Raw genomic sequence first — 23,158 nt, forward strand, 5'->3', positions numbered from 1 at the left:
TCACAGGATGCCGCATTGCATTCGAGGTCGGCTCGGAACCCGAATTGGCAAATGCTGCACTTACCATTCAATGTCAGGTGTCGGATTGAGGCGCCCAGTCATTTCTCTTCCAATTTCGGTAGAGCTTTCGCACCTTTACAAGCGATTTAGCCGGATTGACTAGGAAACTTCCGATCATTTACAGGGATAATTTGCCAGTCATTTTGTTGTCTTCGACTTTGCGAAACCGCCGTACGAGATAATCCACGAACGCGCGGGTTTTCGGCGCCAGATTGCGCCTGTCGGCAAACATTACGACGATATCTGTACTAGGTGGTGCGTATTCCGGCATAACACGGACGAGTTCCCCGGATTTGAACTTCCGGTTTGCAATGTAGCAAGGTAGTCGCGCGATCCCGATGCCAGCCAGTGCCGCTCGAAATACAACATCGGTGCTGTTCCCTTCAAAACTGCCAGTTGCTTCAAATCTTTCGCCTGACTTTGGTTCGTTACTGTTCCAAGCGTTCCGTTGGCTTCTCCCAGCAACTCTCAGGCAATTATGTTCAGCCAACTCGGCGAAATTCGTCGGCGTTCCAGAAAGCTCAAGGTATTCAGGTGAAGCACAAAGCACCCTGCGACTCCGCATAATGCGCCTGATGACCATATCTGGGTTCTGACGTTGTTCAGCAAAGCAGATCGCAGCATCAAACCCTTCACTGCGAAGATCAATCTCACGGTCGGTTAAATCTAACGATACTTGAACTTCAAGATTCTCTTCCATGAATTTAGGCAGAGCAGGTATCAGCTGTGACTTACCAAAGGCAACCGTGGATGCGACTCTGAGCACTCCGCGGGGGATACCATCAAAGTTATGGATCATCGCCTCGGCCTCTTTGAACTTGTCAGCCATCGCTTTGCACTTTTCGTAGAACGCTCGGCCTTCCAGCGTTGGGGAGATACCCGTTCTGGTGCGGTTCAGAAGCCGGTAGTGCACCTGATCTTCAAGCAATCCGATCTGCTTGCTCACAGCCGATGGGGTTTGCCCCATTGATCGCGCTGCCGCAGAGATGCTTCCCTGCTCGACAACCGTCGCAAAGATCAACATTTGCGCAGAAATATCCATCTCATGAACCTTGCTGTTCCAATCTGGCATGGGGCCCTTGCCAAATTGCCAAATTGTGAGCGCTACCAAATCCACTTATCTCTGCAGTGCAGCATAAATACTGCATCGCAGCAAGACACGAGGCAATATCATGGCAATTACACGATCAAACAGCGCGCTGGATGTCGTTTTCGAAGCTGGCCGCACGTTCTTTCATCAAAAGATAGACACGATGCGAAGGGCACAGGCCAATCGCAGGGTCTACCGCGCGACGTATTATGAGCTATCGGTGCTATCTGACCGCGACTTAACAGATCTGGGTATTCGGCGCAGTAGCATCAAAAAACTTGCTATAGAGGCTGCGTATGGCTGTTAACACCCAAACGGCTAGCTCAGATCGTGATCAGGCCATTACCGTATCAATCGCCTTCCTGGCTTGGATCAGAGCCACGGCAAATGCTGGCCTAAAGACTTTTCAAATGGCCAGAATGCTCTCCACTCTTTCGAGTATGAGCGACTACCAGCTCGCTCAGATCGGAATTTCGCGATCCGATATCCCGGAATATGCCGCAAAATTAATGGCTGACGATTAGAGAAGTAGACCCTCAGGACAGAAGATTGCACGAAATTTGCTGGTCCTCGCTCCTCCCAGAGTAAGCCAGCAAAAGCGGCGGCGAAAAAGCCAACAGGGAGCGCCAACGCAAAGGGCCAGCATTTTCACCTCCTCCCGAAAATGCTGGCCCAAACCAAACTGCCAAGCAGGAGCTCCGAAAAATGACTGGTGAAAGAACTTTACACGATCCGGTCGTCCGTCGTCTCCGTTTCGGCGATCAAAATGACATCTGTTAACATTTTCTTCAGTTAGATAATCAAACCCGGCGGGCGCGTTTTTGTGGAGCCATCAGCAACAAAGGAGTCTTGAGTTACGCACAGAATGTCCTTCGTTACGACGGTATCGCTTGTGGGGCGTTTGTCTGTGGGCAATTGGGGACCTTGTGGAACTGCGCGGTCTCTTTCATTCATGGCCAGCAACAACCGAGGCTGCGTTTTCTGTCGAGACCGAGTGCCAAAGTATCGGGATTGGGGCGACAACCGGCATGATCCGCCGGAACGGGTCTGGGAGCAGCTGGGGAGCATAGACATACTTCTGCTGCCGCTTGATGATTCAGAGCATGTCATGGGGTACCCAATGGCTGAAAGGGTTATCCGGCGGACAGCGGCGCGGGTCATCATCCCGCACCACTACTTCATCTGGAATGTTGTTCTGCGCCAAAGTACACTCTTTTCCGTAGACAACTAGCTTGCGGAGCAGCCGAACGTCCAGCATCTGAAAAGTGCGAAAGCAAGCTATTGCGCGGCCAGCCTTCCATCAGTTCCCCGGATTGACAACTTTGGTTATCACGTTGCCTTTGATGTCGACGCTTGGCACCGGGACAATGGGAAGAACGTTCAGTCAACCTGGTAACCGCCCAAATACTGCCGTCTACACCTTCAGAGCCCTGAAACAATTACTCCATTATGGCGCGAATGGGAGTCAGTCTAAAATATGCGGGATTACTTCAATAGATGCGTGTCGGGGTTACGAAAACCCCGCTCATGACTTGACCGAATGGTTTCCGTCGGCTCCGCGATGCTGTGATCTTTTTGTGGCGTCAGCGGTAATCTCATCTAAGAAACGAGGTCAGTCGTCGAAGCGACCTAGCTCTGTATTTTTCCTCAGCACACCCGCCGGGAAGACGCGACCATTCATAACACCCCAAACGCCCGATTCCAGAAGCTGAGCTGCGATAACCGCGCCGCCGAGATTGAAGTCTCCATCTGACGCCGAAAGTGAAAACGGTCGCATTGCGCCTGTCAAGACAACGGTTTTGTCTGGAATCTGACCATCCAGAAACTGGGCTGTCACATCCATAGTCCCTGTTCCGTGCGTGATAACCAAAGCGTTTTCAGTGCTGTTGGAAGCGGCCCGAAGGATCGCCTCCCGGTCTGCATCGTCAAAATCAAGGCTGTCCTTCAACATGAGAACTTCAACGACTGGGAAGTAGCAGCGACCAATCTTCAGCATTTGAGAGAGGTGACTTTCGCCGTTGCTCCTAAAGCTCAGAGCCTCGGTTCGCGTGTCATGAACCTTGTCGATTGTGCCACCTGTGGCAATGATCCGAACTTCCTTCATCTAAGCGTCCAGCAGATCAAGGATGGTTTGCGCTACATAAAGGTCCTGGACAGATAGGCCGGAGCTGTCGAATACAGTGATGTCATCGTCGCCGGATCGGCCTGCCTTCAAACCTAACAGAACTTCACCAATCGCCGTCAGCTCTGCCGCATCCTTGGCATGTTGAAACTCACCGATTTGTCTCGATTGTGCGGGCAGATCGCAGAATAATCTGGCACGGTCAAAGAGTTGGGGCGGTAATTCTTGTTTCCCTGCGGAATCTGATCCCATGGAAGCGACATGTGTACCTGGTTGTACCCATGCAGCGTCGAACAATGGCGCAATTGCTGGCGTCACGGTGACAATGATATCCGCCATGCGGCACGCCTCTTCAGCCTCCATCAATTCAGCGGAAATGCCTTCTTCATTGAGCGAAGAGACGAACTGCGCGCCTTTCTCGGAATTTCTGGTAACTACCAAAACTCGTTGCAGGTCACGGATACGAGCGAGAGCTCTCACCTCGTACTCAGCCTGATGACCTGCTCCAAACACGGCAAGCGTCTGGGCATCAGAGCGGGCAAGAGCATTGGCGGCGACTGCATTGGACGCTGCTGTTCGGTAAGCATTGAGCTTTCCGGCCTCGACCGCAGCTCCTATGCGTCCACAGCTTTGATCGAACAACAGAATGATCGAGTTGTGACGCGGCATGCCAAGCGCATCATTGCCAGGCCAATAAGAACCGACTTTAAGGCCTGCTAACTCCGCGACAGCAGAAGACTTGATAGCATAGCTATTGGTGGGTTCGCTCCCATGCGCCAGAACTACGGGAAAAATCGTGGCACGTTCGCTCGCAGCTATCAGAGCTGATTTAACGGCATCATAAGCCATTTCATGGGACGCAAGCTTAGCCGAAACCTCTTCGGGGATGTAACGCATGGGTGTTTCTCCTACCAACCGCCGAACCTTGGCCAGACATGCAAGTCAGCCTCGTGATTTGCGGGAATGACGTTGTATTCAGTGAATTGCGCGGCCATGGCACAGGCATGGTTTGGCAAAATGCGAAGGCGGGTGCCCAAAGGGAGGTCGGGCAACTCACGTTCGCTGCCTGGCCTGCGCGCGATGATTCCATGTTCCTGATTTGCTTTAATGACAATTAGGTCGGGGATCACGTGTCCGGCTTCATCACATACGACGCCATAGCCCTGATCGATACGTTGGTTTGCCGTGCCACGATCTTGCGACAATGCCATCCATCCCGCATCTACGATGGTCCAACCTTTTTGGTGTTGGTGACCGAGAACAGTTGTGAGGACAGAAAGTGCGATGTCATCAAGATCGCAAACACCGATTCCCGCCTGAACCAGATCGAAAAACGCATAAACGCCTGCGCGGACTTCGGTGACACCATCCAGTTTGCTGGCAGAATGTGCAGTTGGCGTAGATCCGATACTCACGACGGGGCAAGGCATGCCAGCATCTTGCAATGCATTGGCAGACTGAACGGCAGCGTCACGTTCTTGTTTGGCAAAAATCTCATGACCATGGCGGCCTTGGATTTCATAGCTTTCACCCGCATGGGTGAGCACACCGCGAAGCTCAGCTGCCCCATCATGCAACACGCGACCGATCTCAAGCAAAACTGGGTCTCCGGGAACAACCCCGCTACGGTGACCGTCGCAATCCAGCTCGATAAGCGCAGGAATGGCCAATCCCAGACGGGCAGAAGCATCTGCGACGGCCTGGGCTTGCGCGACACTGTCGAGAACGACGGCGAGATCACAACCCTTAGAGCGAATGGCCGCTACTCGGTCGAGCTTCTGAGGCGTGATCCCCACGGCATAGATGATGTCTTTGACCCCTGCCTCGGCAAAAACTTCGGCTTCAATGAGAGTCGAAACTGTGGCCGGACCAGACCCGTCTGTCAGTATACGGCGCGAGATTTCTGTAGATTTCACGGTTTTTAAATGTGGGCGCAAAGAAACACCCAAGCCGTCTACCTGTTTGGCAAGACGTTGGATGTTCCGCATCATCTTGGTTTCATCAAGAACGAGTGCAGGGGTCTGCAAATTCTTGAGTTGGGTTTCTTCGAATGACATTGCGACTCCTTTGCGTAATGTCAGACTTTTAGCGGAAATTTTCGTCAGCCTCTATTAACATGAACTGCATCTTGCATTAAGCTGAACTTAATGCTTGAAACACCTGATCTAAAGTTCTTCACAACTTTGGCCGCGGCACCATCACTGGCAGCGGCTGCACGTGAATTAGAAGTGACGCCGTCTGCGGTTTCGCAACGCTTAGCACAGATCGAGGCTCGGCTTGGTCTGCGTTTGGTCGAAAGGGGTCGCGGCCCAGTCGTATTGACTGCAGAAGGGGACAGGCTTGCACGCCGTGCCAAGACGGTTCTTACCGATCTGTCACGCCTAAACGATGAACTTGTGGGTTTACGCGGGGACGTAGCTGGCCCCCTTCGTATCATCGCACCCTTTGGTTTTGGCCGTATCCACATCGCCCCAATCATCGGAAAACTTGTCCTGGAGTTTCCTAGCATAACACCAGACCTCGTGTTGAGCGATGACCCCTACGGCGCTGCTGCCTCCGACAATTGGGATATAATCATCCACATCGGCCAACTCGCTGATTCCACATTGATTCAGCGAAAACTCGTATCAAATAGAAGGTTCCTTTGTGCAACACCGGATTACCTCAAAGTGCATGGAGAACCACGTCACCCTCAAGAGCTTCTTAAGCATGCTTGTGGTGTAATACGCGAGGATCATGCTGATGTTACAATGTGGGGTTTTAAGGACCCAAAAGGCTCTCGCCACTCGGTCCGAATTCGCCCGGCCTTTGCCAGCAACGATGGTGAGGTGGTCAAGGCTTGGGCCTGTCAGGGGCTGGGAATTGTAATGCGCTCGGAATGGAGCATTGCAAGGGAACTAAGAGAAAATAAGCTGAGGCTTGTCATGGAAGACTACACGCTTTCAAGCGCTGACGTTATTGCGCTTGTTAGTCCCAAATCACTTAGAACGAAACGTGTTGAGCGCCTCATAGACAAACTCATTGAGGAAGGATGTGTCGCAAACTCTGGGGTCTAGTTGACGAGCATGCATGATCTGAGGTTTTTACTGGTCGAATAATTTTCGAACAAGTTACCTGAGCATGATCTTGTTAAAGGGCTGTCATTTCCCCAAGGATGCAGTTTTGTACGCTGTTTTCTTCTATCTGCGGTACACGGTGTCCTTTCGTGACTTGGAAGAGATCATGGCTGAGCGCGGTGTCCGAGTTGACCATGCCACGTTGAAAAGGTGGGTGGTGAAATACTCGAAGAGTAACACGCTAAAACGAGGCTTCCCGATCGCAAATTAGCGAAGATTGAGACCCAATGACAATGAACTCGGGCCGGAACGGACCTACCCTATGTTCACCAGGTTGTTCTTTGTATCACGGGAGTTCGTAGTCCAGTTCAAACCACTCAAATAATCAACGCGTGGAATTGGAGCTATCCTGTTGCAGTCGACTAATCTGACAAAAGCAGCAAAGAAATTGACCAGGATTCCAGAGAATTCACGATAGCACTACACTACATGTTTCTTGTCTCCGGGTGAAAAGCTTGATGGTCAGTGCGTTTGTTAATCAGTGAAAAAAGAAGCTTAGAGAATCCCGGAGACACCGCACAACTGTAGCCGCAGCCGCTTGTGCATAAGTAGGAGAACCATGCATGCCTGAAACAACCTATTGGTTGCGGCAACACGCGGTTGAGTTGCACAACTTAGGCATCCTGGATTTAACTGATCCTAAGGCCTATCCAATTTGGCTGGCAGCTGATCTGATAGATCAATTAGAGGCGCAGCTTGCCCAGTACATATCAGGTACTTTGATTGTAGAGCCAAAGAGTGCCGAGCACGCGCAAGCGATGATTAACGAGGCCGTTGCTTATATCAATTCCGAAAAAAACTGTTTTGAGTTGCCAGAGACTACGTCTTGACTGCAGTTCAACATCACATTCGAGCCTTTTAATAGCCCAAAATACTACACTTGCCGCGATGATGTCTTTGCGCCGAGCGCTATGAAGGGAACCAAGATGCAGGGGATGAGGGTGACCAGCCCTGCAATTCCCAAGAATGCCGAGGCTAGATTGATGCTGTCAGATGTGAAGCCAATGAGTATTGGACCAACAACATAAGCTATGTTCCCTATTGCAGAAGCTCGGGTAATCGCGAAGACACGGTGATTGTCGGACACGTATTGCCCGAGGATGGTAAGTGCAAAGGGTGAAATCAATGCAAGAGAAAGTGACGCCATCGTAAAACCAACATAGGCTTGAGTGGGTACAGAGGCGGTTGCTGCGATCGCGAGGCTTATTGCCGCTGCAGTAGCCGCGGTAGCAAGTACGACAATCGACTTTATTCGTTGCGCTAGCCAATTCCCGGTAAGCAGTACAATACCGTTGGCCAAAGCTGCCAGTGCTGGAGCATAAGATCCTTCACCTGGATCGCCGCCCAGATCCCGCTCAATAAACAATGCTGACCAGTCGCTAGTGGGTTGTCCGGCAAGGTATTCAATAAAGATGATCGCTGACACCATTGCGAATACAAGTCCCAACCTTGAACGGCCAATCACACTATCCGTGATCTTTTTCGCAGGTTCTGCGCGCATCCAAAAGGACAAAGCTAACATGAGAACGCAAATCCCGAACAAGATGGAAAAAGTCGAATACCCTGCTTCGCGAGCCAGACCAGCCATGAAGGCGGCGACTGCGTACGAAAAGGAATAGAATGACCAGGTCATCGCCATAAGTGGTTGCTCGCGACGTGCTTCAACTTCGGAAACACGCGCGTTCGACAGCACATCACTTTGGCCAATCCAAAATGATATGAAGAAAAACGTTGCAGCCAGCCACCATATCGAAGTCACCAGACCGGGAATAAGCAGGAGCAGTGCCGCCAAGCATGTTGTGATGGACATGGAATAGGCTCTGAGCCTCTGATCGACCAAGGGTGCCGCCAGCATCCCAACCACACCGCCAATGGCTGATATCAAAAACGCGATCCCAAGTTCGGTGTCCGTAGGATCCGTCAGTTCGACAAATCCGGGTACCATCGCCGCAATTGCTCCCCACAACATACCTTGGGCTACGAATGCAACAATTGCAGGGCGCGTCTCTGCGAGCTGAATCAATCCGACCATAAGCAGCAAAACTCTTTGGAAAATGCGAAAACCACCGCCCTCAACCTTCAACTCTAGGCATAACTGGTTCAAGTGCTTTCGTTGTAAGCATGTGCTTTTCGTAGCACTCCTTCATGGCCGAGACGATCGAAGATCGCCTTATACCTTTCCAATCCACCCAGACGGAAAAAGGCGCAATACTCTATCAGCAAGTCAGAACAGGTATGAAAGCCTCAAGTCACCACCAAATGATTGTTCATTCTCACCCAATAGTGCGCCAACCGAGAGTTTCAGAGTTGTCTGCTTGCCAATCCGGCCTGCAATGCGTGCCTTTAGCTCAAAGAACTGATCGTCATAATTCGATGTCGACCTGAAGGTCCCCGCAGTTGCGGCGTGATCAACTGCCGAGACGTCGCTTTCAAAGTCATCGCCAAAAATGCCCAGGTAGCCAACGCCAAAGCGCATATCCATCGGGCCGTTTTTGGTTTCAAGATCCCATCCGAATTCGACACCTGGGTTTATCGAGTACTTGGTTGTCGATGAAGAACCAATATCAAGACTGAACGGCAGCGATCCACCGATTTCGCTCCCATCTTGTCCTACCCACGTCACGCCAAGGTCGAAGTAAGGTTCGATGAATGAGCCACCAGACCGTTCAAAGAGCTGCGAAACACGCCCATGTAGCGCCAGCCAGCTATTGGAGATATCGTTTTCAGTCGGCGACACACTGAAGCTGTCTAGACCATTTCGGGTCAGGCTATAGTCACCCCGTCCACCTGACAGCGAAAGTGCATAGGTACGATTTTTGTTTTCGCGTTTGAGGACCGCACCGACGTTGTATCGGTCGCCATCGCCAGAAGAAATTGATGTGCTGTAGTTCACGCCTTCGTAGGACAACGCACCGCCCAAGAACCATCCATCCGAGACCTCAATCTGAGCACCCCCTGCGATACTCCAAGTGTTTTCATCAAATGAAAGATCGCCATTGTTTGCGTCCGCATTTCGCGTCAGGCCACCAAAGGAAAACCATGAACAAGTTCCCTCATGCGAATAGGAAATCTGCCCGTCTTCATTTGCTTCTGGGCAAGACATCAGACGCTCTGAAAACCGGTATGAGCTTCGCAATGACGCGTCCGACAAACGTAAGACATCTGCACTGGCGACATGCTCGTAAATCTCGACCACTTCCTCAACTGTTTCGACGGCAAGTAACGGGAAAACAAATGCATCCACATTTGCGAACTCATCGCTGCCCGACGCGACAGCGGTGTTTCGTGCGTCTGCCAGTCTACCCAGGTATCCTGCAACCGAATTTAGGTTTGGATTGGAGGCATAAACGCTGGGCTGAGAACGCGTAGTATCTCGGGTGTCATTCACCCCAGAACTTATCGGCTCAGATTCCCAGGCCGCATAGTTAACATCATAATTTAGCGAAAGAATATCTTCCCCATTGCTGGTAGTCTTTGCCAGACTATAGGTGACAATAGCGGTGTCACTAACAGTCAGATCGGTGGTTTCCACAGTAGTTGCTCCATGGACAATCTCAATGCTTCCTGTCGCGCTATTGATAGGCAAATGATCAACCGGGTTGGCCACGACAGTCCCTGCAAGGGTCGCAGGGCCATCCTGAATAGAGATCAAATCGCCAGAGTTGCTGTCAAAGTCGAAATCAACCCAAAGAGATCCCGTATCAGATTGTGTGATTGAACCGGTTAGCTGAGTGGTGGCCACATCGCCCAGGGTTCCTCCCACGCTACCGATTGACCCGGCTGACATAGTGCCGTCGTTGGTCAATTGTGACGTGCTTGTCCCTAGATCGAAAACAATTCCAAGACCAAGCGATGCGTCCTCATAGTTGTTAAACGCATTCTCGGTGGCAGAACCATTTCCCTTTGTCGCAACCAGCGATACTGAGCCCTCCCAGATGCCGTAGTTGTCCACAGCCATTTCGCCATCGTGGTTCTTCAACGCATAGCCATATGTAACACCCTCCGAGGAAAATGTTTCTGACCGCTTTATGGTGCCGTGGTTGACAAGACTGCTGTCACTATTCCCCATTCCCCAAAGAATGGCTTCTGTCGTGTCTTGGCTGGCGGTGATCGATCCCCCCTCGTTGACCGTTAACGAGATCGCGCCATCGCCATCATAGCCATCGCTTTGCAGAAATACGCCACGGCCATCCACTCCGGTCGCGGTGATATCGCTATTCACGATCAAGGTCACATCACCTGCATCCTGACCACCAGCGGAGCCGGCATCAACATCCGCTCCGCTGGCACTTTGAGCAAAAACACCCACAGCACCGGCACCCGAGACCGATATAGGTGCATTCACCGTGACATTCACATCACCGCCTGCACCATTGTCTGCTCCACCACCGGCCCAAGATATGGCTTCGCTTTCAGCATCGGTAATCAAGCCGCCCCAGCTTGACGCACCGCCACCACCGCCAATCGATTGAGCCCAAACGCCATGTCCGCGAATGCCGGTCGTGGATATTCCCCCAGACCCGATGCTTGCATTTCCAATTGTAACGTCGACTTCACCGCCGTCGCCACCGTCGCCCGCGACCAAAGCTGTCCCCACGGCAATACCAACGTTCAGATCAACGCCAAATTCACCAGTCAACGCACGCGCAACAGCGCCTGCGCGACCGCCTCCGCCACCTACAGACTGAGCGAAGACGCCCATTGCATCAATTCCTGTGGTAGCGATGTAACCTGTCGACTCAACCTTGACCGTATGGCCATTTCCGCCATTTCCACCGGTTCCACCAACGGCGAACTCACCAATACTACCCGCACCCGTCGACGCGGTGCCGCCATTGCCGCCGCCTCCGCCGATGGATTGCGCAAGGATTGCATCTGCTGCAAATCCTGCGGTCGAGATCGAACCGGAATTGGTCACAGTAACGGCGTCACCATCACCACCACTTTCCCCTTGGCCACCAACTATCGCGGAAACGGATCTGAAAGAACGGACGTTGCTAAAGCCTTGACCTGCTGCAGCCGAGATATACCCGAGAACTTCGTCTGCCGTGGCATCCGGTAGAACGTACTCAAGGCCGAGCGAACCACCGCCGCCATTGCCGCCGCCGCCGCCAATCGATTGTGCAAAGATGCCGTAGCTTTCAGTGCCCTCTGTCTCGATCGTTGCAGCGTTGTCTACGACAACCGCGCCACCATCGCCGCCGTTTGATCCGTTGCCACCGATCTCGACACTGGCTGATGCCGAATAGGTTGTTTTGGGTGAATCCTCATCGGTTGAGGAGGCACACGTGACCGAGCTTGGCAGCACCGCCTTGTCGAAGGTGCAGGCCCCTACAACACTTTGATTGTAACCCGAAACGGAGCCTCCGTCACCGCCCCCACCTCCAACGGATTGCGCGAAAATACCGTAAGAAATGCGGTCCGCCACCTTGTTACCGTCATCGTCATATTCTTCGTAACCCACTTTGATGCTGCCGGTATTGTTGACCGTGACATCACCGCCATGGTTACCACTTCCTCCTTTGCCGCCAACCGAGATCCCAACATTGACGCTACCCGTCTTGTCGGTGGTGCCTTGTTGGCTTGAGGTATAATCGAAAATAGCAGTCCCTGCGTTTCCAGCGCGGCCGCCTCCGCCACCGACGGATTGGGCATAGAGGCCGTGCGACTCTACACCATTTGTTGTCACGGCGGCCGAATTCGTTACGGAAACGTCACCTGCAGTTCCGCCCCCTGCACCCGACCCGCCTACGGCAGCTTCAAAGTTTGCGCTACTGCTCTCGGCCATTTGGATCGCAGCAGCAACAGCATTCCCACCATAACCGCCGTCACCACCAATTGAAGTTGCCATGATCCCGTCAGAATAAGCGCCAGCGGTGACAATCGAGATCGTGTTTTCAACGTTCACATCATCGCCAACGCCGCCTGATCCTCCGTCCCCACCGACTGTGACATCGGCTTGCATTCCAGCGTCAGAGCTGAGCGTGAGTGCGCCCGAATAGGACGAGCCACCGAATCCACCATTTCCACCAACGCTCGAGGCAAGAATACCCCGTGAGGCATAGCCGTAGGTCGTAATCAGGTTCGACGAGTTTACCGTAGATGTTGAAGTTGCGACCGTAACGGTACCTGAAGAACCGCCACCACCACCGGCGCCGCCAATAGTAACACCGGTTTGCGCTGAGTATTCTCCCGCGCTCAGGCTACCTGCCGCGGAGAACGCACCATGACCACCGCTGCCACCTAGGCTCATAGCCATGATTGCATCCGCATAGTCACCTGAAGTTAGCACTTGGCCCGACTGTTCAACCGAGACATCTCCGCCGGTTCCACCGCCGCCACCTTCACCACCAACTGTGACCTGAGCCTGCCCCATCGAGGATGTCGTGCCCGAGATCGCGGCAGTAGCGCTACCACCGCCGCCTCCAACGCTCATAGCCTTGACAGCAGTTGCATGATCTCCTGCAGTCTGCACGAGGTTGTCCGTGGAGACAGAGACATTCCCAGCCTTGTGCCCTCCGCCACCGTTTCCTGAGACTGATACTGTGGCTGCTCCGGTCGATGTACCGTCTCCTGCGATCGAGATACCGCCGCTACCCCCGCTGCCGCCAACCGACTTGGCCAGGATCCCAATGGAATTATCTCCAGCTGTAGAGACCGTGCTGGCTATTCCCAAAGTCACATCCGCAGCATCGCCACCGCCGCCACCTGTTCCTCCAACCGCAAGGTTCACTGCACCCGAACTCGTTAAGGATCCCGCAATTGTCATCGAACCGTGGCCGCCACCGCCACCGATTGATTGCGCGTTGATCCCGATTGCAGAACTTCCTTCTGTGCTAACCGCAGTGGTATCATCCATGGAAACCGAAACACTGCCAGCATCGCCACCTGCGCCACCGGCTCCGCCGATAGACAAGTCCGCATCAGCTGTCGACGAACCAGTTGCTGCGACAACGAGCGCCGCATTGCCGCCATTGCCGCCAACACTTTGTGCGAAAACACCATCCGAGGCGTCACCCGTGGATGAAATTGCAGCTGTTCCAGTGATATTCACGGAAACCGTGTCAGCAGATCCACCACTACCTGCGGCACGTCCAACTGCTGCCGAGAGGCTGATGTCCGAAACGGCATTGGCATCAATCGAGATGCCGGACGCCCCACCACCGCCGCCTACAGACTGTGCCTTTACGCCGGTGGAATTGTCTCCGGACGTGGCCACATTACCGGCACTGCTCACCGTCACAGCGCTGGCGTCACCGCCGGTTCCGCCCTCACCGCCAATAGACGTACTGGCCGCAATATTTGAAGAATTTGCAGAAGAAATGGACATTCCACCAGTGCCGCCGCCACCGCCGACCGATTGGGCATGGATACCTGCAGAATGATCTCCTGCAGTTGTCACGCTTGTCATGGCCGAGGCACCATTCGCTCCGGTAAAGGACACCGCAGCGCCGTCACCGCCAGCTGAGGCATCGCCACCGGCACCTACGGACATATCAATCACTGCACCTGCGCTGGCCGAAATGCCGTATCCGCCATCTCCGCCGCCACCGCCAATCGATTGCATGTAAATGCCGGTGGAGTGGTCACCCTGGGTTTCAACAGCACCGGTTCCCGTACCGACCACGGCGATGGCCCCGCCATCGCCACCAGCTCCGCCATTGCCACCAATCGCAGAGGAGAACTCTGCGCCGACCGAGATCGAATTCGACCCTGATCCGCCGCCACCGCCGGCACTCTGCAAAAAGATTCCGTCGGAATCCTCGCCTTCGGTAGAAATGGTCGCTCCACCGGATGACCCCACGGCCATGTTTAGGGTGGCATTAATGGTGCCACCATTACCACCGTCGCCGCCAGTACCGCCAATTGAGGTCATTCCGCTGGTAGAATGGCCTCGACCACCGCCGCCGCCGATTGTCTGGGCGTGCAAAGCATCAGAATATGCACCTATGGTCCCGATCGTTCCGTTAAGATCTATAGTGACCGCGCCGCCATCACCGGCGGAACCCGCATCGCCGCCAATGGCAACAAGTCCGGTCGAAGATCCCGATGCCCCACCGGAGCCGCCCTGACTTTGCAGGACAATGGCATCCGAGTAGTCTTTGTTGGTATTGACGGCACCACGACCCGTGAAGGATACCGCTCCACCGTCACCACCAGCTGATCCATCGCCACCTAGCGCGACAATCCCGTCGGCCGAGCCGCCGATGCCACCTCCGCCGCCAACCGATTGAACATAAGCAGCAACGCCATAGTCGGAATTCGTGACAATGGTGGTCTCATCATAGAGTGTCAAACTCGCTCCGGCGGATGCTCCTCCTGCCTGCCCGCTAGCTCCATAAGTGTCTAGGCCAGAGCTTGAGCCGCCTACCCCACCAAGCCCGCCGACCGATTGCAAGACCAAACCATAGACCCCGCTGTCCGAGGATCCAGCGTCCAGATGTCCGTTGAAATCCAAACTTACATTGCCGGCACCACCACCGCCGCCACCGCCACCGGATTTCCCACTCGACAATCCGCCGCTGCCATCGCCCCCATCGCCGCCGCTACCACCAAGTGATTGCAACACAATGACTGGCCGATGGTAGTTTTCAATTATGTTGCCGCTATTGCTTAGGTCAACGATAACGTCTCCGCCGATACCACCCTCGGCTCCGTCGCCTCCGCTAGCTTTGTAACCATTGCTTCCATCGCCACCAGACCCACCGTGCCCGGCCTGCGACTTAAATGTAAAAGTCGGCTCAACGGAATCGTGATCATACCATATGATATACCCTTGGCTTGCATCGAAATTAATGTCACCGCCATCGCCACCGGTTCCACCATTTCCAGCCTTGCTATCATCCAGATCACCACTTGCGTTGCCACCATGGCCACCCTCGCCGCCGATGGATGAAACGTTCAGATAGGTTTGCGTACCAGTTTGTTCGTTGTTCAGGTAATTGTAGAGCGTGAAATCGATGTCGGCACCGGCCCCACCGACGCCGCCTTTACCTCCGGTTGCGGTCTTTAACACGCTAAAGCCTTCACCGCCATGGCCGCCTTCACCACCTTGGCCAGTCACCGACAAAAGTTGAATATCGGTATCAACGCCTTGTGTTTTTCCAATGCTGAGCGTGATCGATTCACCACTTCCCCCGGCTCCACCCTCACCGCCATGGCCGTTACCTAGATCAGACTTTCCCGAACCGCCTTCTCCACCATCTCCGCCATAGGTCCCGAGGGTAACGTCGGTGCCCGACATGAGACCAGAATCCCAATACAACAAAACCGGGCCACCGGCTCCACCGTCGCGTCCATCGCCACCTTCATGAGTTGAGGTCGAGGTGTCGCTGCCATTGTCGTTTCCGCTGTGCCCTTTTCCACCTGTGCTGGTCGAGTAAACGACGCTCCCGGTCACTTGTATGCCATAAGTCTCGTCACCGTTTTGACCGTCAACGACGATCTCAAGTTCGCGACCGCTCGTACTGTCGTCAGTGTGGTTCTCACCTTCTTTGCCTGTGGACGTAAACCAGAGGCCATAGTTCACACTGTCTGATTCATTGGTCAGGAAATCCGTCTGCTGATCCATATGGATACCATAGTAGTCACCGCCTGCCGTATCGGACCCGTCCGTATCTTCTTCTTTGAACGAAGTGAGATCGCCCTGACACCGCCAGGTGGTCACGTCGGATTCGAAGTAGCATTCATCTGCCAGCGCCTGCGACCAACCAAAAACCGTGAACATCACAACCAGGGATGAGGGTGTTCCGGACATGACAAAAGCATGCGAAATCGTTGAAATCGGTTTCATGTAACGTACCCGTTTTTTTGTTCTTCAGAGCAAACCTCGGCTCACTCATTTTGATCCAAGACGTAACAATTCAATCCGGGTCGTTCATTGTCACAGCGTCTCAGTCTGCAACTGAGGAAATGACCTCGATCTTTACCTCAAAAGTGTCTGTAGTTTCTGGACCTTATTGGGTGGGCGGCCCTTGATCTGCCATCAGGCAGGTCGTCGAGATGGACTACATCAGAACCGCTTTAGTTCAACTTAGCCCGCGGAATGTGAGACAACTCCTAGTTCAGAAATCGGAGTTGAACGGATCGACCTGCAATTGGTCGGTCATGTTCCCGAGAAACATACACGTCAAACCCGTTTGTATTTTCGCCATAATTGAAACAAACTCTGAAAATACTCATTTAGGTGTATGTTAAGTTTAGAAGCTGACCTATGGTTGTGTCCTGATGTTGAGGAATGGCACGGGAGTATTGATCCATACGATGCCACCAGCGCCGGGACACTAAACAACGACACACTGGCTTATGTCACATTCGGCACCGAGCGGAGTGAGTTTTGTTACATCGGTTAGCCATGATGGAGCATTTGTGAGCAAGTGAGCAGCACAGGAAAACCTGCCCAAGAGGGTCATGACCCAGTGCCGATGTTAACGATGACTTCTTCGTGCTCACTGGAAGAACAAATGGATTTCGCGTTGGACACCAATCGCGAGGGATTTGATGTTGATTTGGCAACAGATCTCGAGCGAGTGAGTATCGACCAAAAGATGTGGTTCGCAGACAGTTTTGCCCTTTCCGCCGGAACGTGGAATGGCCTTGCCTTTTCTCGCATTCCCAACAAGCATTCACTGAATGACGTTTTCGCGATTGAGATCCTGTATTCGGGGGTCGAGCACTGCCATACTTCAGGCGACCGATCAGAATTCAAAGTTTCGACGACCCATATGCATTCGGGTAGCGAGTATCGAGATACCTTGGAAGATGCGACTACAGCGGGCCTCTACGTCCCAATTGAAGCTCTCGGGTTTGATCCTTCTAAACACACAGAGCACCTGTCTCATTCATTGGATACATCAATAGGCGCGCTTGTTGGCACTGCCCTACAGAATGTAGTCCAGCGTATGCCCTACATGCCCGCAAATAATGTGCCTGACGCTATTGAAGAAGTAACAGATCTGGTTCGCGACCTTATTCTGACCAATCGAAAAGACGTCAATCGGGGCAATGTTTCACGCGCCCGTAGGCTGGCGATTGACGCTTATATCGACGAACACATCTTTGACACGACGCTGAACGCCAACAAGCTTTCAAGCGAATTCGCGGTATCCCGCGCAAGCCTGTACCGTCTATTCGAAGCTGACGGCGGTGTAGAAGCCTATATCATAAAACGAAGATTGCACCGCACCTTGTTGACACTCAAGCGCACGACATCGAAACGCGGAGCCGTACGCCGGGTATCGGAGAGTTTCGGCTTTTATGATGCCGGGAACTTTACGCGTGCTTTCAAAAACGAATTTGGCTTTAAGCCATCTGAGGTTCTTGGCACGGGTGAAATCCAAGTCACAAATCTGGTATAGTTGATACTGGTTAGAAACGAACCCGGGTACGAAACGGTACAACGCGTTAGCTGTCTGAGAAACTTGAGTTCTGCGACCTTGGGAATTTCAATCGTAAATTTTGGTCCCGTTTCGATTGAAACCATCAGCTTATTCTAGGCTCAAGACCCATCGCCAGTATATGACCAAATACTAGATGCGATCCCTGAATCGCCAGTTCCAATCAGAGTTGATTGACCCACTTTCTGACCACATTGCCTTTGCCGTGCGGACTTGAGCCATAGATGCGCTCCCAAACCGAGCAGAAACTTGGCTTCACTGTTTCTTCAACAGTGATCCGGCATTTGATTTAGCCGATTTACGAAGAATCAGATTGAGACGTGGAGACAGTGATCTGCCGCATTCGAGCCATATTATTTTTACACGCTAAAGGTGTAAATAGGTGCGCACTTTATTTTCGTTAACGATTTCAGCGGCTTAAGAACCGCAAACTTGTCAGTCGAATACTGAATTGTCAATTGTTTTGGCAGGTGAAGGCGTTTGCGTTGGTTCAGCATTCAACGCAGTGCGAATTCGCAGCTGGAATTGAAAGAATGGCTGCCCGTATCACCTGAAACTACCGGAAATCAATTCGGGGTAATCCCGGAGTGCATTTCTAACGACATGGCAATTCCTGGTTGCAAATTAAGTAGTTAGGGATCGGAACTTTGAAGAATATCATCACAAATATCACACCCGCATATCAGTCATCATATCTGCTGCGGGGCGGGCGTATGACAAAACACAAGGGTCAGGTGGCCAGTTTTGCACCGACCCTTGGGCGATTGGGCAGACATGTCGCATCAGGTGTGCTTGGCTTGGCTCTGCTAGTTAGCGGTGGAACTGCTCATGCAGGTGTTTGCTCGGGGACCGCCACCCCTGGTAGTTTTCTCTGTAACGGAGGGGCAAACCCCGCCTCTGATATCCCTGTCTACATCAATCGAAACGGACCAGTCATCGTTACAACCGAGGGGGGTTTCGATCTGAACATCAACAGTTATCCCAGCAACAATGCTTTTGATTTAACTGGTAGCGCGATCAACTTCACCGATGGAGTCGCTTCAACAATCACTGCCTTGGGCTCGAACTCCAATGGAATAGATGCGGATGTTCAACTTGGTTTTTCGGGCGATATTCAGATTACTTCAAATGGCATTATCAGGGCTGGACGCGCAGGGATCTTTGTAAGGCAAGGAGGGTCCGGAGGAGTTCGGATAAACACCAGAGATGTGACCGGTCAAAACACCCACGGAATCTTCACGAGGACAGACACCGGAGGAACCGGTGACGTGGAAATAAGTGCAGGAGAAGTCAACAGCCGACTGGCCGGTATTCGCTTGGTTCATTTCGGAGGTGGTGATGTCCGGATTGATGCCGGGATCATTAACAGCACAAACGGAGAAGGCATAAGCGCGATTTCTCTTGCAACCACCGACTATGACATGACGGTTACCGCACTTGGCTTGATAACCAGCGGAGGACCGGGAATTGCCGCACGACACAATGGTACCGGGACCTTGGCGATCACGGTTCTGGGTTCGATCGATAGCCAAGGTGGGGCTGCAATCGCTGCTGATACCTTAGCCGGACAATTGTCTACGATCGACATTCTAAGTGGTGCGACGGTTGTTTCGCGCTCCGGTCAGGCGATCACGAACAATGAAGGCGACAGCCGGGTGACGGTTGAGAACGGATCTATCGTTCTTGGTGATGTTGTGCTGGGCGGCGGCCGGGATGAGCTGATAGTTGAAGGGGCTGCGGATATCAGTGTACCGTCGCGCATTGACGGCGGCGACGGTACCGAAGATCACCTGACGCTATCGGGGGTATCGGGCCGATTTGACTTCGATCCGTTTATGAACTGGGAACACCTGACGCTAAGCAATGATTCCGATTTGGGAATAACCTCATTCTTCGCCAATCAGTTTGACACGATTGAGATTGACAGTGGTGCGATCATGAATGTGTTGCCCGGATCAGTCATTGAGAGTGATCTGACTGTTCAAGCAACTGGCAACCTACGGGCACAAGCAGGATATGTGACCCGATATCTTTTGGACGGCAGTGTTTTAAATGACGGGTTGATCTCGGTTTCTGACACCGTTGCCGGTGACGAGTTGTTCTTTGGCCGGAATCTGTCAGGCAGCGGTACAATTGAACTGGATGTGAATTTCACCAACGGAGCAAACGATTTCGTGCAGGTGGACGGTGACAGCGCAGGGGCCAGTCAAGGCTTAGGGGTGCAAAAGATAGGCAGCGGCAATGGTCGTTTACAGGAGTTCACACTTGTCAGAGTGTCGGGCTCCAGCACTGAAACCGATTTTCGCCTTGTTGATGCGGATTTCGTTACAAATAGCGGCGCACAGGCGATCAGCGATGGCACCATTTCCTACGTACTGGAATACGATGCCGCCGCCGGAACATTCGTTCTGACGCCATTTACCCGCCCGGGAACACCTGGAGGTGTGAATGGCAATCCTGGTGGAGATTTCCTGGCTGCAAGTGCCCAGCAAGCAAGCGATCACATGGCCTTTTCAAGTGCATTGCAGCGTGTTCGGATTGCAACGCGAAGCAGCGGCACTGAAGCCAATACGGTCAGTCGCTCGCTTAACAAACTGACATCGACCACGCGACCCTTGGTCTGGGTTCAGGCCGAGGGACAGCGTGACCACTACGAATCCGGTGGCCGGGATGTAACAACCAACAGCGGCGGCTTGCGATTTGGCGCCGGTCTGCCCCTGGGTGAAGTCGCGGGTGGGCAAGTGTTTGGTGGGCTCGAGTTTGGTGTAAGCAGCCTATCAACCGACATAAGCACTTCTTTGACCAGTGCCGATGTCTCGACCGACGCCTATGACGCGACACTCAGCGCGCTTTGGGTTGCGGATAGTCTGCTCTATGTCGACGGTCAGCTTCGCTATGGGTATTTTGATAGCACCACTCGCCCTAACGGGGGCGAGTCTGTGGACACCGACAGCAGCGGGTACGGGATATCTGTCGAGATCGGTAAACCATTTGCGATGCAAAACGGGCTGACGCTCATTCCGCAATTACAGCTGATGTACAGCGATATTGACATGGACGATGTTGCGGATCTGGCAGGCGGTGGTCAAACCGGCTCATTGGTAGATGGTGATACTCTAACAGCGCGGTTCGGGATGCGTGCAGAGCGCGCTTTTTCAGACTACTCAGTTCTCTATGGTCAGATCGACTATTATCACGCATTCGACGATGAAACCTCGGTGGCCTTCGGCCAGAACACGGTGTTGACGGAGCGTGGCCAGAACGCCGTCGCGCTGGCCCTTGGCGGCAATATCGAACTGTCAAGCCGAACGCGCGTGTTTGGCGAACTTATCGCCGAAACCGGACTGGGCGGCAGTTCTGGCGACTACGCCTTTGGCGGAAACATTGGCTTTGAGTTCAGGTTTTGAAAACTAGCTAATGCAACCTCACCCAACACAGCAAACCTTAACAGGAACTAAATGGGGGCGATCACTACGCAAATGAGGTTCTTCATGACGTGGGTCTATCGTTTCAATCTATGCCTCCCCCCTCCTGCATTGATGTGAAACGTCAAACCGCGACGCGCTTGGAACCCGCAGTTTTCGACGCGCCCTTAGCGGGCCTCCACTCCGATCCCTGGCTCGCTAAACTGCCGTCGCAGCTCGCAACAGCTGCGGCGGCTTTTTTTCGGTAGAGTTTGAGGAAAGCGAACGGGTTGTGTCGCAAACTTTGGCGTTGATCAGAGCTACCACTCTGATTGGGTGGATTTATCCGGCGAGCTCTGCAAATTGACGGAATCCGCTTGTCGAAGGCCCAAGCTGGCCCTTGCGGATCATGTGGGCGGTCTCGATCCCTGCAAGTGTCGCTTCAGCTGAGACGAAGCTTTTGAAGCCGAGCATCGGCCTCATGAGTCGCTTGATGAACCGGTGATCCTGCTCGATATTGTTGTTAAGGTATTTCGACCTGACGGTGTCGATCTTAACCGGCATCTGCAACCGCTTGAAGATCTTGTTCACGTCCTTGATCCCGGCCGCGTTGCTCCTGCTTTTGTCAATGGTGATCTGCTTCGGTATTCCTTTGATGCACAAAGCACTGGCGAAGAATCTCAATGCAGACTTGGCGTCTCGCTTCTCGGAAAGCATGAAATCAAGGGTTTGCCCGTCGCGATCGACGGCACGGTACAGGTACACCCATTCACCGCGAACTTTGATATAGGTCTCATCCATGCGCCTAGATTCCGCCGTGTTGGCCTTCCGTTTCTGAGCCGCGCAAGCTGTCACTGTACCCTAATAAATCAGAACTTACGGATTCACGGCGTTCTGGGGCGTTTTTGTACCCTTAATTGCAATTTATCCGCAGGTTCCTTGGCTTATGACTTGACCCCACTTGAGTGCTTCCAGATTGCATCGGCGCGTGTCAGAAGCGCTTGACGATTTGCCTCTGCTCCGAGCTCTGAGATGGCCTGACGAGCGGCCTGCAAAGCGCTCTCCGACACTCTTGGGCGGCACAATCCAAGTGTTTCATGCCCGGTTGGATGCCCTGTTTCACCCAGTTCAGGAAGCGGTCGACCGAGGTCCTGCGACAATCCACGGATCCGCTCGATCATCTGACGATGTTCAGGAAAGACGCGGCTCAACTCCCGGGCCGCCAGGTCGTTTCCTCGCAGTATGATGGCGGCACCCAACAAGGGACGGGTCGTGCCGATACCGACCGCAGCAAGCGCCAGTAGCCTATCGCGCTTGTTCCCAGAGGTGAGCGACCAAAGACGCCCGATCTTCAGCACCGACATGACTTGCAGGGTCAGACTGATCCGGCGCAACCGCGCGAGATCGGTCGTGGTAGCAGCCGTCTTCAGAACTTCCGCGCCACGCAAAGCGCGGGCATGAAGTCTGCCTGATACATCTTTGGCTGGATACTTGGCTGCCAGGACCTGGCCGCAGATTTCACAGGTCATCGACCATGCCAAGCGCCAATGGCGAAGTACAAGATCGGGTGATTTAGCAACACACCCCGGGCAATATTGGAAGTCATGCCGGGACACGTATTTCACGTCATGCTGCATTGTATCCGGAAGAGCCATGCTGACGATTTCATCCGGGGACCGCTGAACCGCCCCGCATAGCATGGCCCAGTTCGCCGTCCGCAGATCGCTTGCACATTCCGGCACCCTGCCCTGCCCAATACCCAGATAGCCACAAAGCTCTTCAACCGAACAATGATTGGCCTTCGCCAAGCGACCCATCCAGGTTCTGTCGCAAACTTTTTGGATGGCAGAACATCAGTGGAATTGATTAGCAGTTTACCCTGCCAGTTGGGCAAACTGCTGAAACGGACGGAGTTTGGGTGTGAATTGACCTTTGCGGATCATGTTGACCAGTTCTATGCCTGCCAGGAC

The 23,158-nt window shown here is 53.2% G+C and carries 14 protein-coding genes and 3 pseudogenes; 8 read left to right on the forward strand and 9 right to left on the reverse strand.

Annotation, left to right across the window (positions count from 1 at the left end; translation table 11 throughout):
• Nucleotides 1-178: 178 nt before the first annotated feature.
• Nucleotides 179-1,132: a LysR family transcriptional regulator gene (locus tag AC2FH6_RS21195; protein WP_496704156.1), complete on the reverse strand. Its 954-nt coding sequence runs from the start codon at nucleotides 1,130-1,132 to the stop codon at nucleotides 179-181.
• A 181-nt stretch (nucleotides 1,133-1,313) separates the two neighbouring features.
• On the opposite strand from AC2FH6_RS21195, the gene AC2FH6_RS21200 reads away from it, so the two are divergent.
• From AC2FH6_RS21200 to AC2FH6_RS21210, 3 genes are all read left to right on the forward strand, one after another.
• The gene (locus AC2FH6_RS21200; protein WP_496704174.1) at nucleotides 1,314-1,457 is read left to right on the forward strand and encodes a YjiS-like domain-containing protein; all 144 of its coding nucleotides are present in this window, start codon (nucleotides 1,314-1,316) and stop codon (nucleotides 1,455-1,457) included.
• Between the two features lie 112 nt (nucleotides 1,458-1,569).
• Nucleotides 1,570-1,674 carry a DUF1127 domain-containing protein gene (locus tag AC2FH6_RS21205; RefSeq protein WP_496704176.1) on the forward strand — a complete coding sequence of 35 codons (105 nt, stop codon included), beginning with the start codon at nucleotides 1,570-1,572 and terminating at the stop codon, nucleotides 1,672-1,674.
• 470 nt (nucleotides 1,675-2,144) lie between these two features.
• Nucleotides 2,145-2,381 carry a hypothetical protein gene (locus tag AC2FH6_RS21210; protein ID WP_496704158.1) on the forward strand — a complete coding sequence of 79 codons (237 nt, stop codon included), beginning with the start codon at nucleotides 2,145-2,147 and terminating at the stop codon, nucleotides 2,379-2,381.
• Nucleotides 2,382-2,762: 381 nt separating this feature from the next.
• Here AC2FH6_RS21210 and AC2FH6_RS21215 read toward each other — a convergent pair whose 3' ends face one another.
• The 3 genes from AC2FH6_RS21215 to AC2FH6_RS21225 are packed head-to-tail and all read right to left on the reverse strand — an operon-like array spanning nucleotide 2,763 to nucleotide 5,329.
• Nucleotides 2,763-3,254, reverse strand: a complete 492-nt coding sequence (locus tag AC2FH6_RS21215) for an asparaginase domain-containing protein (RefSeq protein WP_496703649.1) — start codon at nucleotides 3,252-3,254, stop codon at nucleotides 2,763-2,765.
• Nucleotides 3,255-4,169: an ornithine cyclodeaminase family protein gene (locus tag AC2FH6_RS21220; protein WP_496703647.1), complete on the reverse strand. Its 915-nt coding sequence runs from the start codon at nucleotides 4,167-4,169 to the stop codon at nucleotides 3,255-3,257.
• Nucleotides 4,170-4,180: 11 nt separating this feature from the next.
• Entirely contained in the window at nucleotides 4,181-5,329 is a 1,149-nt protein-coding gene (locus tag AC2FH6_RS21225) for an alanine racemase (protein WP_496704161.1), read from the reverse strand.
• A 90-nt stretch (nucleotides 5,330-5,419) separates the two neighbouring features.
• Between AC2FH6_RS21225 and AC2FH6_RS21230 the strand changes: the two genes are divergently transcribed.
• From AC2FH6_RS21230 to AC2FH6_RS21240, 3 genes and pseudogenes are all read left to right on the forward strand, one after another.
• Nucleotides 5,420-6,328 (forward strand): LysR family transcriptional regulator, encoded by a 909-nt coding sequence (locus AC2FH6_RS21230; RefSeq protein ID WP_496704163.1) that lies wholly within the window; start codon nucleotides 5,420-5,422, stop codon nucleotides 6,326-6,328.
• A 64-nt stretch (nucleotides 6,329-6,392) separates the two neighbouring features.
• Nucleotides 6,393-6,557, forward strand: a pseudogene (locus AC2FH6_RS21235) (IS6 family transposase); the annotation flags it as partial.
• A 394-nt stretch (nucleotides 6,558-6,951) separates the two neighbouring features.
• Nucleotides 6,952-7,218 carry a hypothetical protein gene (locus AC2FH6_RS21240; protein WP_496703642.1) on the forward strand — a complete coding sequence of 89 codons (267 nt, stop codon included), beginning with the start codon at nucleotides 6,952-6,954 and terminating at the stop codon, nucleotides 7,216-7,218.
• A 44-nt stretch (nucleotides 7,219-7,262) separates the two neighbouring features.
• On the opposite strand, the gene AC2FH6_RS21245 is transcribed toward AC2FH6_RS21240, so the two are convergent.
• Nucleotides 7,263-8,420, reverse strand: coding sequence for an MFS transporter (locus AC2FH6_RS21245; protein ID WP_496704165.1), 1,158 nt, complete (start codon nucleotides 8,418-8,420; stop codon nucleotides 7,263-7,265).
• A gap of 192 nt (nucleotides 8,421-8,612) precedes the next feature.
• A complete protein-coding gene (locus AC2FH6_RS21250) occupies nucleotides 8,613-16,181 on the reverse strand; it encodes a hypothetical protein (RefSeq protein ID WP_496704167.1) in 7,569 nt (2,522 codons plus the stop codon).
• Between the two features lie 670 nt (nucleotides 16,182-16,851).
• On the opposite strand from AC2FH6_RS21250, the gene AC2FH6_RS21255 reads away from it, so the two are divergent.
• On the forward strand, nucleotides 16,852-17,745 hold the full coding sequence (locus AC2FH6_RS21255) for a helix-turn-helix domain-containing protein (RefSeq protein WP_496704168.1): 894 nt from the start codon (nucleotides 16,852-16,854) through the stop codon (nucleotides 17,743-17,745).
• A gap of 752 nt (nucleotides 17,746-18,497) precedes the next feature.
• Nucleotides 18,498-21,191 carry an autotransporter outer membrane beta-barrel domain-containing protein gene (locus AC2FH6_RS21260; protein ID WP_496704170.1) on the forward strand — a complete coding sequence of 898 codons (2,694 nt, stop codon included), beginning with the start codon at nucleotides 18,498-18,500 and terminating at the stop codon, nucleotides 21,189-21,191.
• Nucleotides 21,192-21,530: 339 nt separating this feature from the next.
• Here the strand turns inward: AC2FH6_RS21260 and AC2FH6_RS21265 are convergent.
• From AC2FH6_RS21265 to AC2FH6_RS21275, 3 genes and pseudogenes are all read right to left on the reverse strand, one after another.
• Nucleotides 21,531-21,995, reverse strand: a pseudogene (locus AC2FH6_RS21265) (IS6 family transposase); the annotation flags it as partial.
• A gap of 137 nt (nucleotides 21,996-22,132) precedes the next feature.
• The gene (locus AC2FH6_RS21270; RefSeq protein ID WP_496704172.1) at nucleotides 22,133-22,996 is read right to left on the reverse strand and encodes a TniQ family protein; all 864 of its coding nucleotides are present in this window, start codon (nucleotides 22,994-22,996) and stop codon (nucleotides 22,133-22,135) included.
• Between the two features lie 66 nt (nucleotides 22,997-23,062).
• Nucleotides 23,063-23,158, reverse strand: a pseudogene (locus tag AC2FH6_RS21275) (IS6 family transposase); the annotation flags it as partial.

It is taken from the genome of Ruegeria sp. CDSC045 (assembly GCF_059610725.1).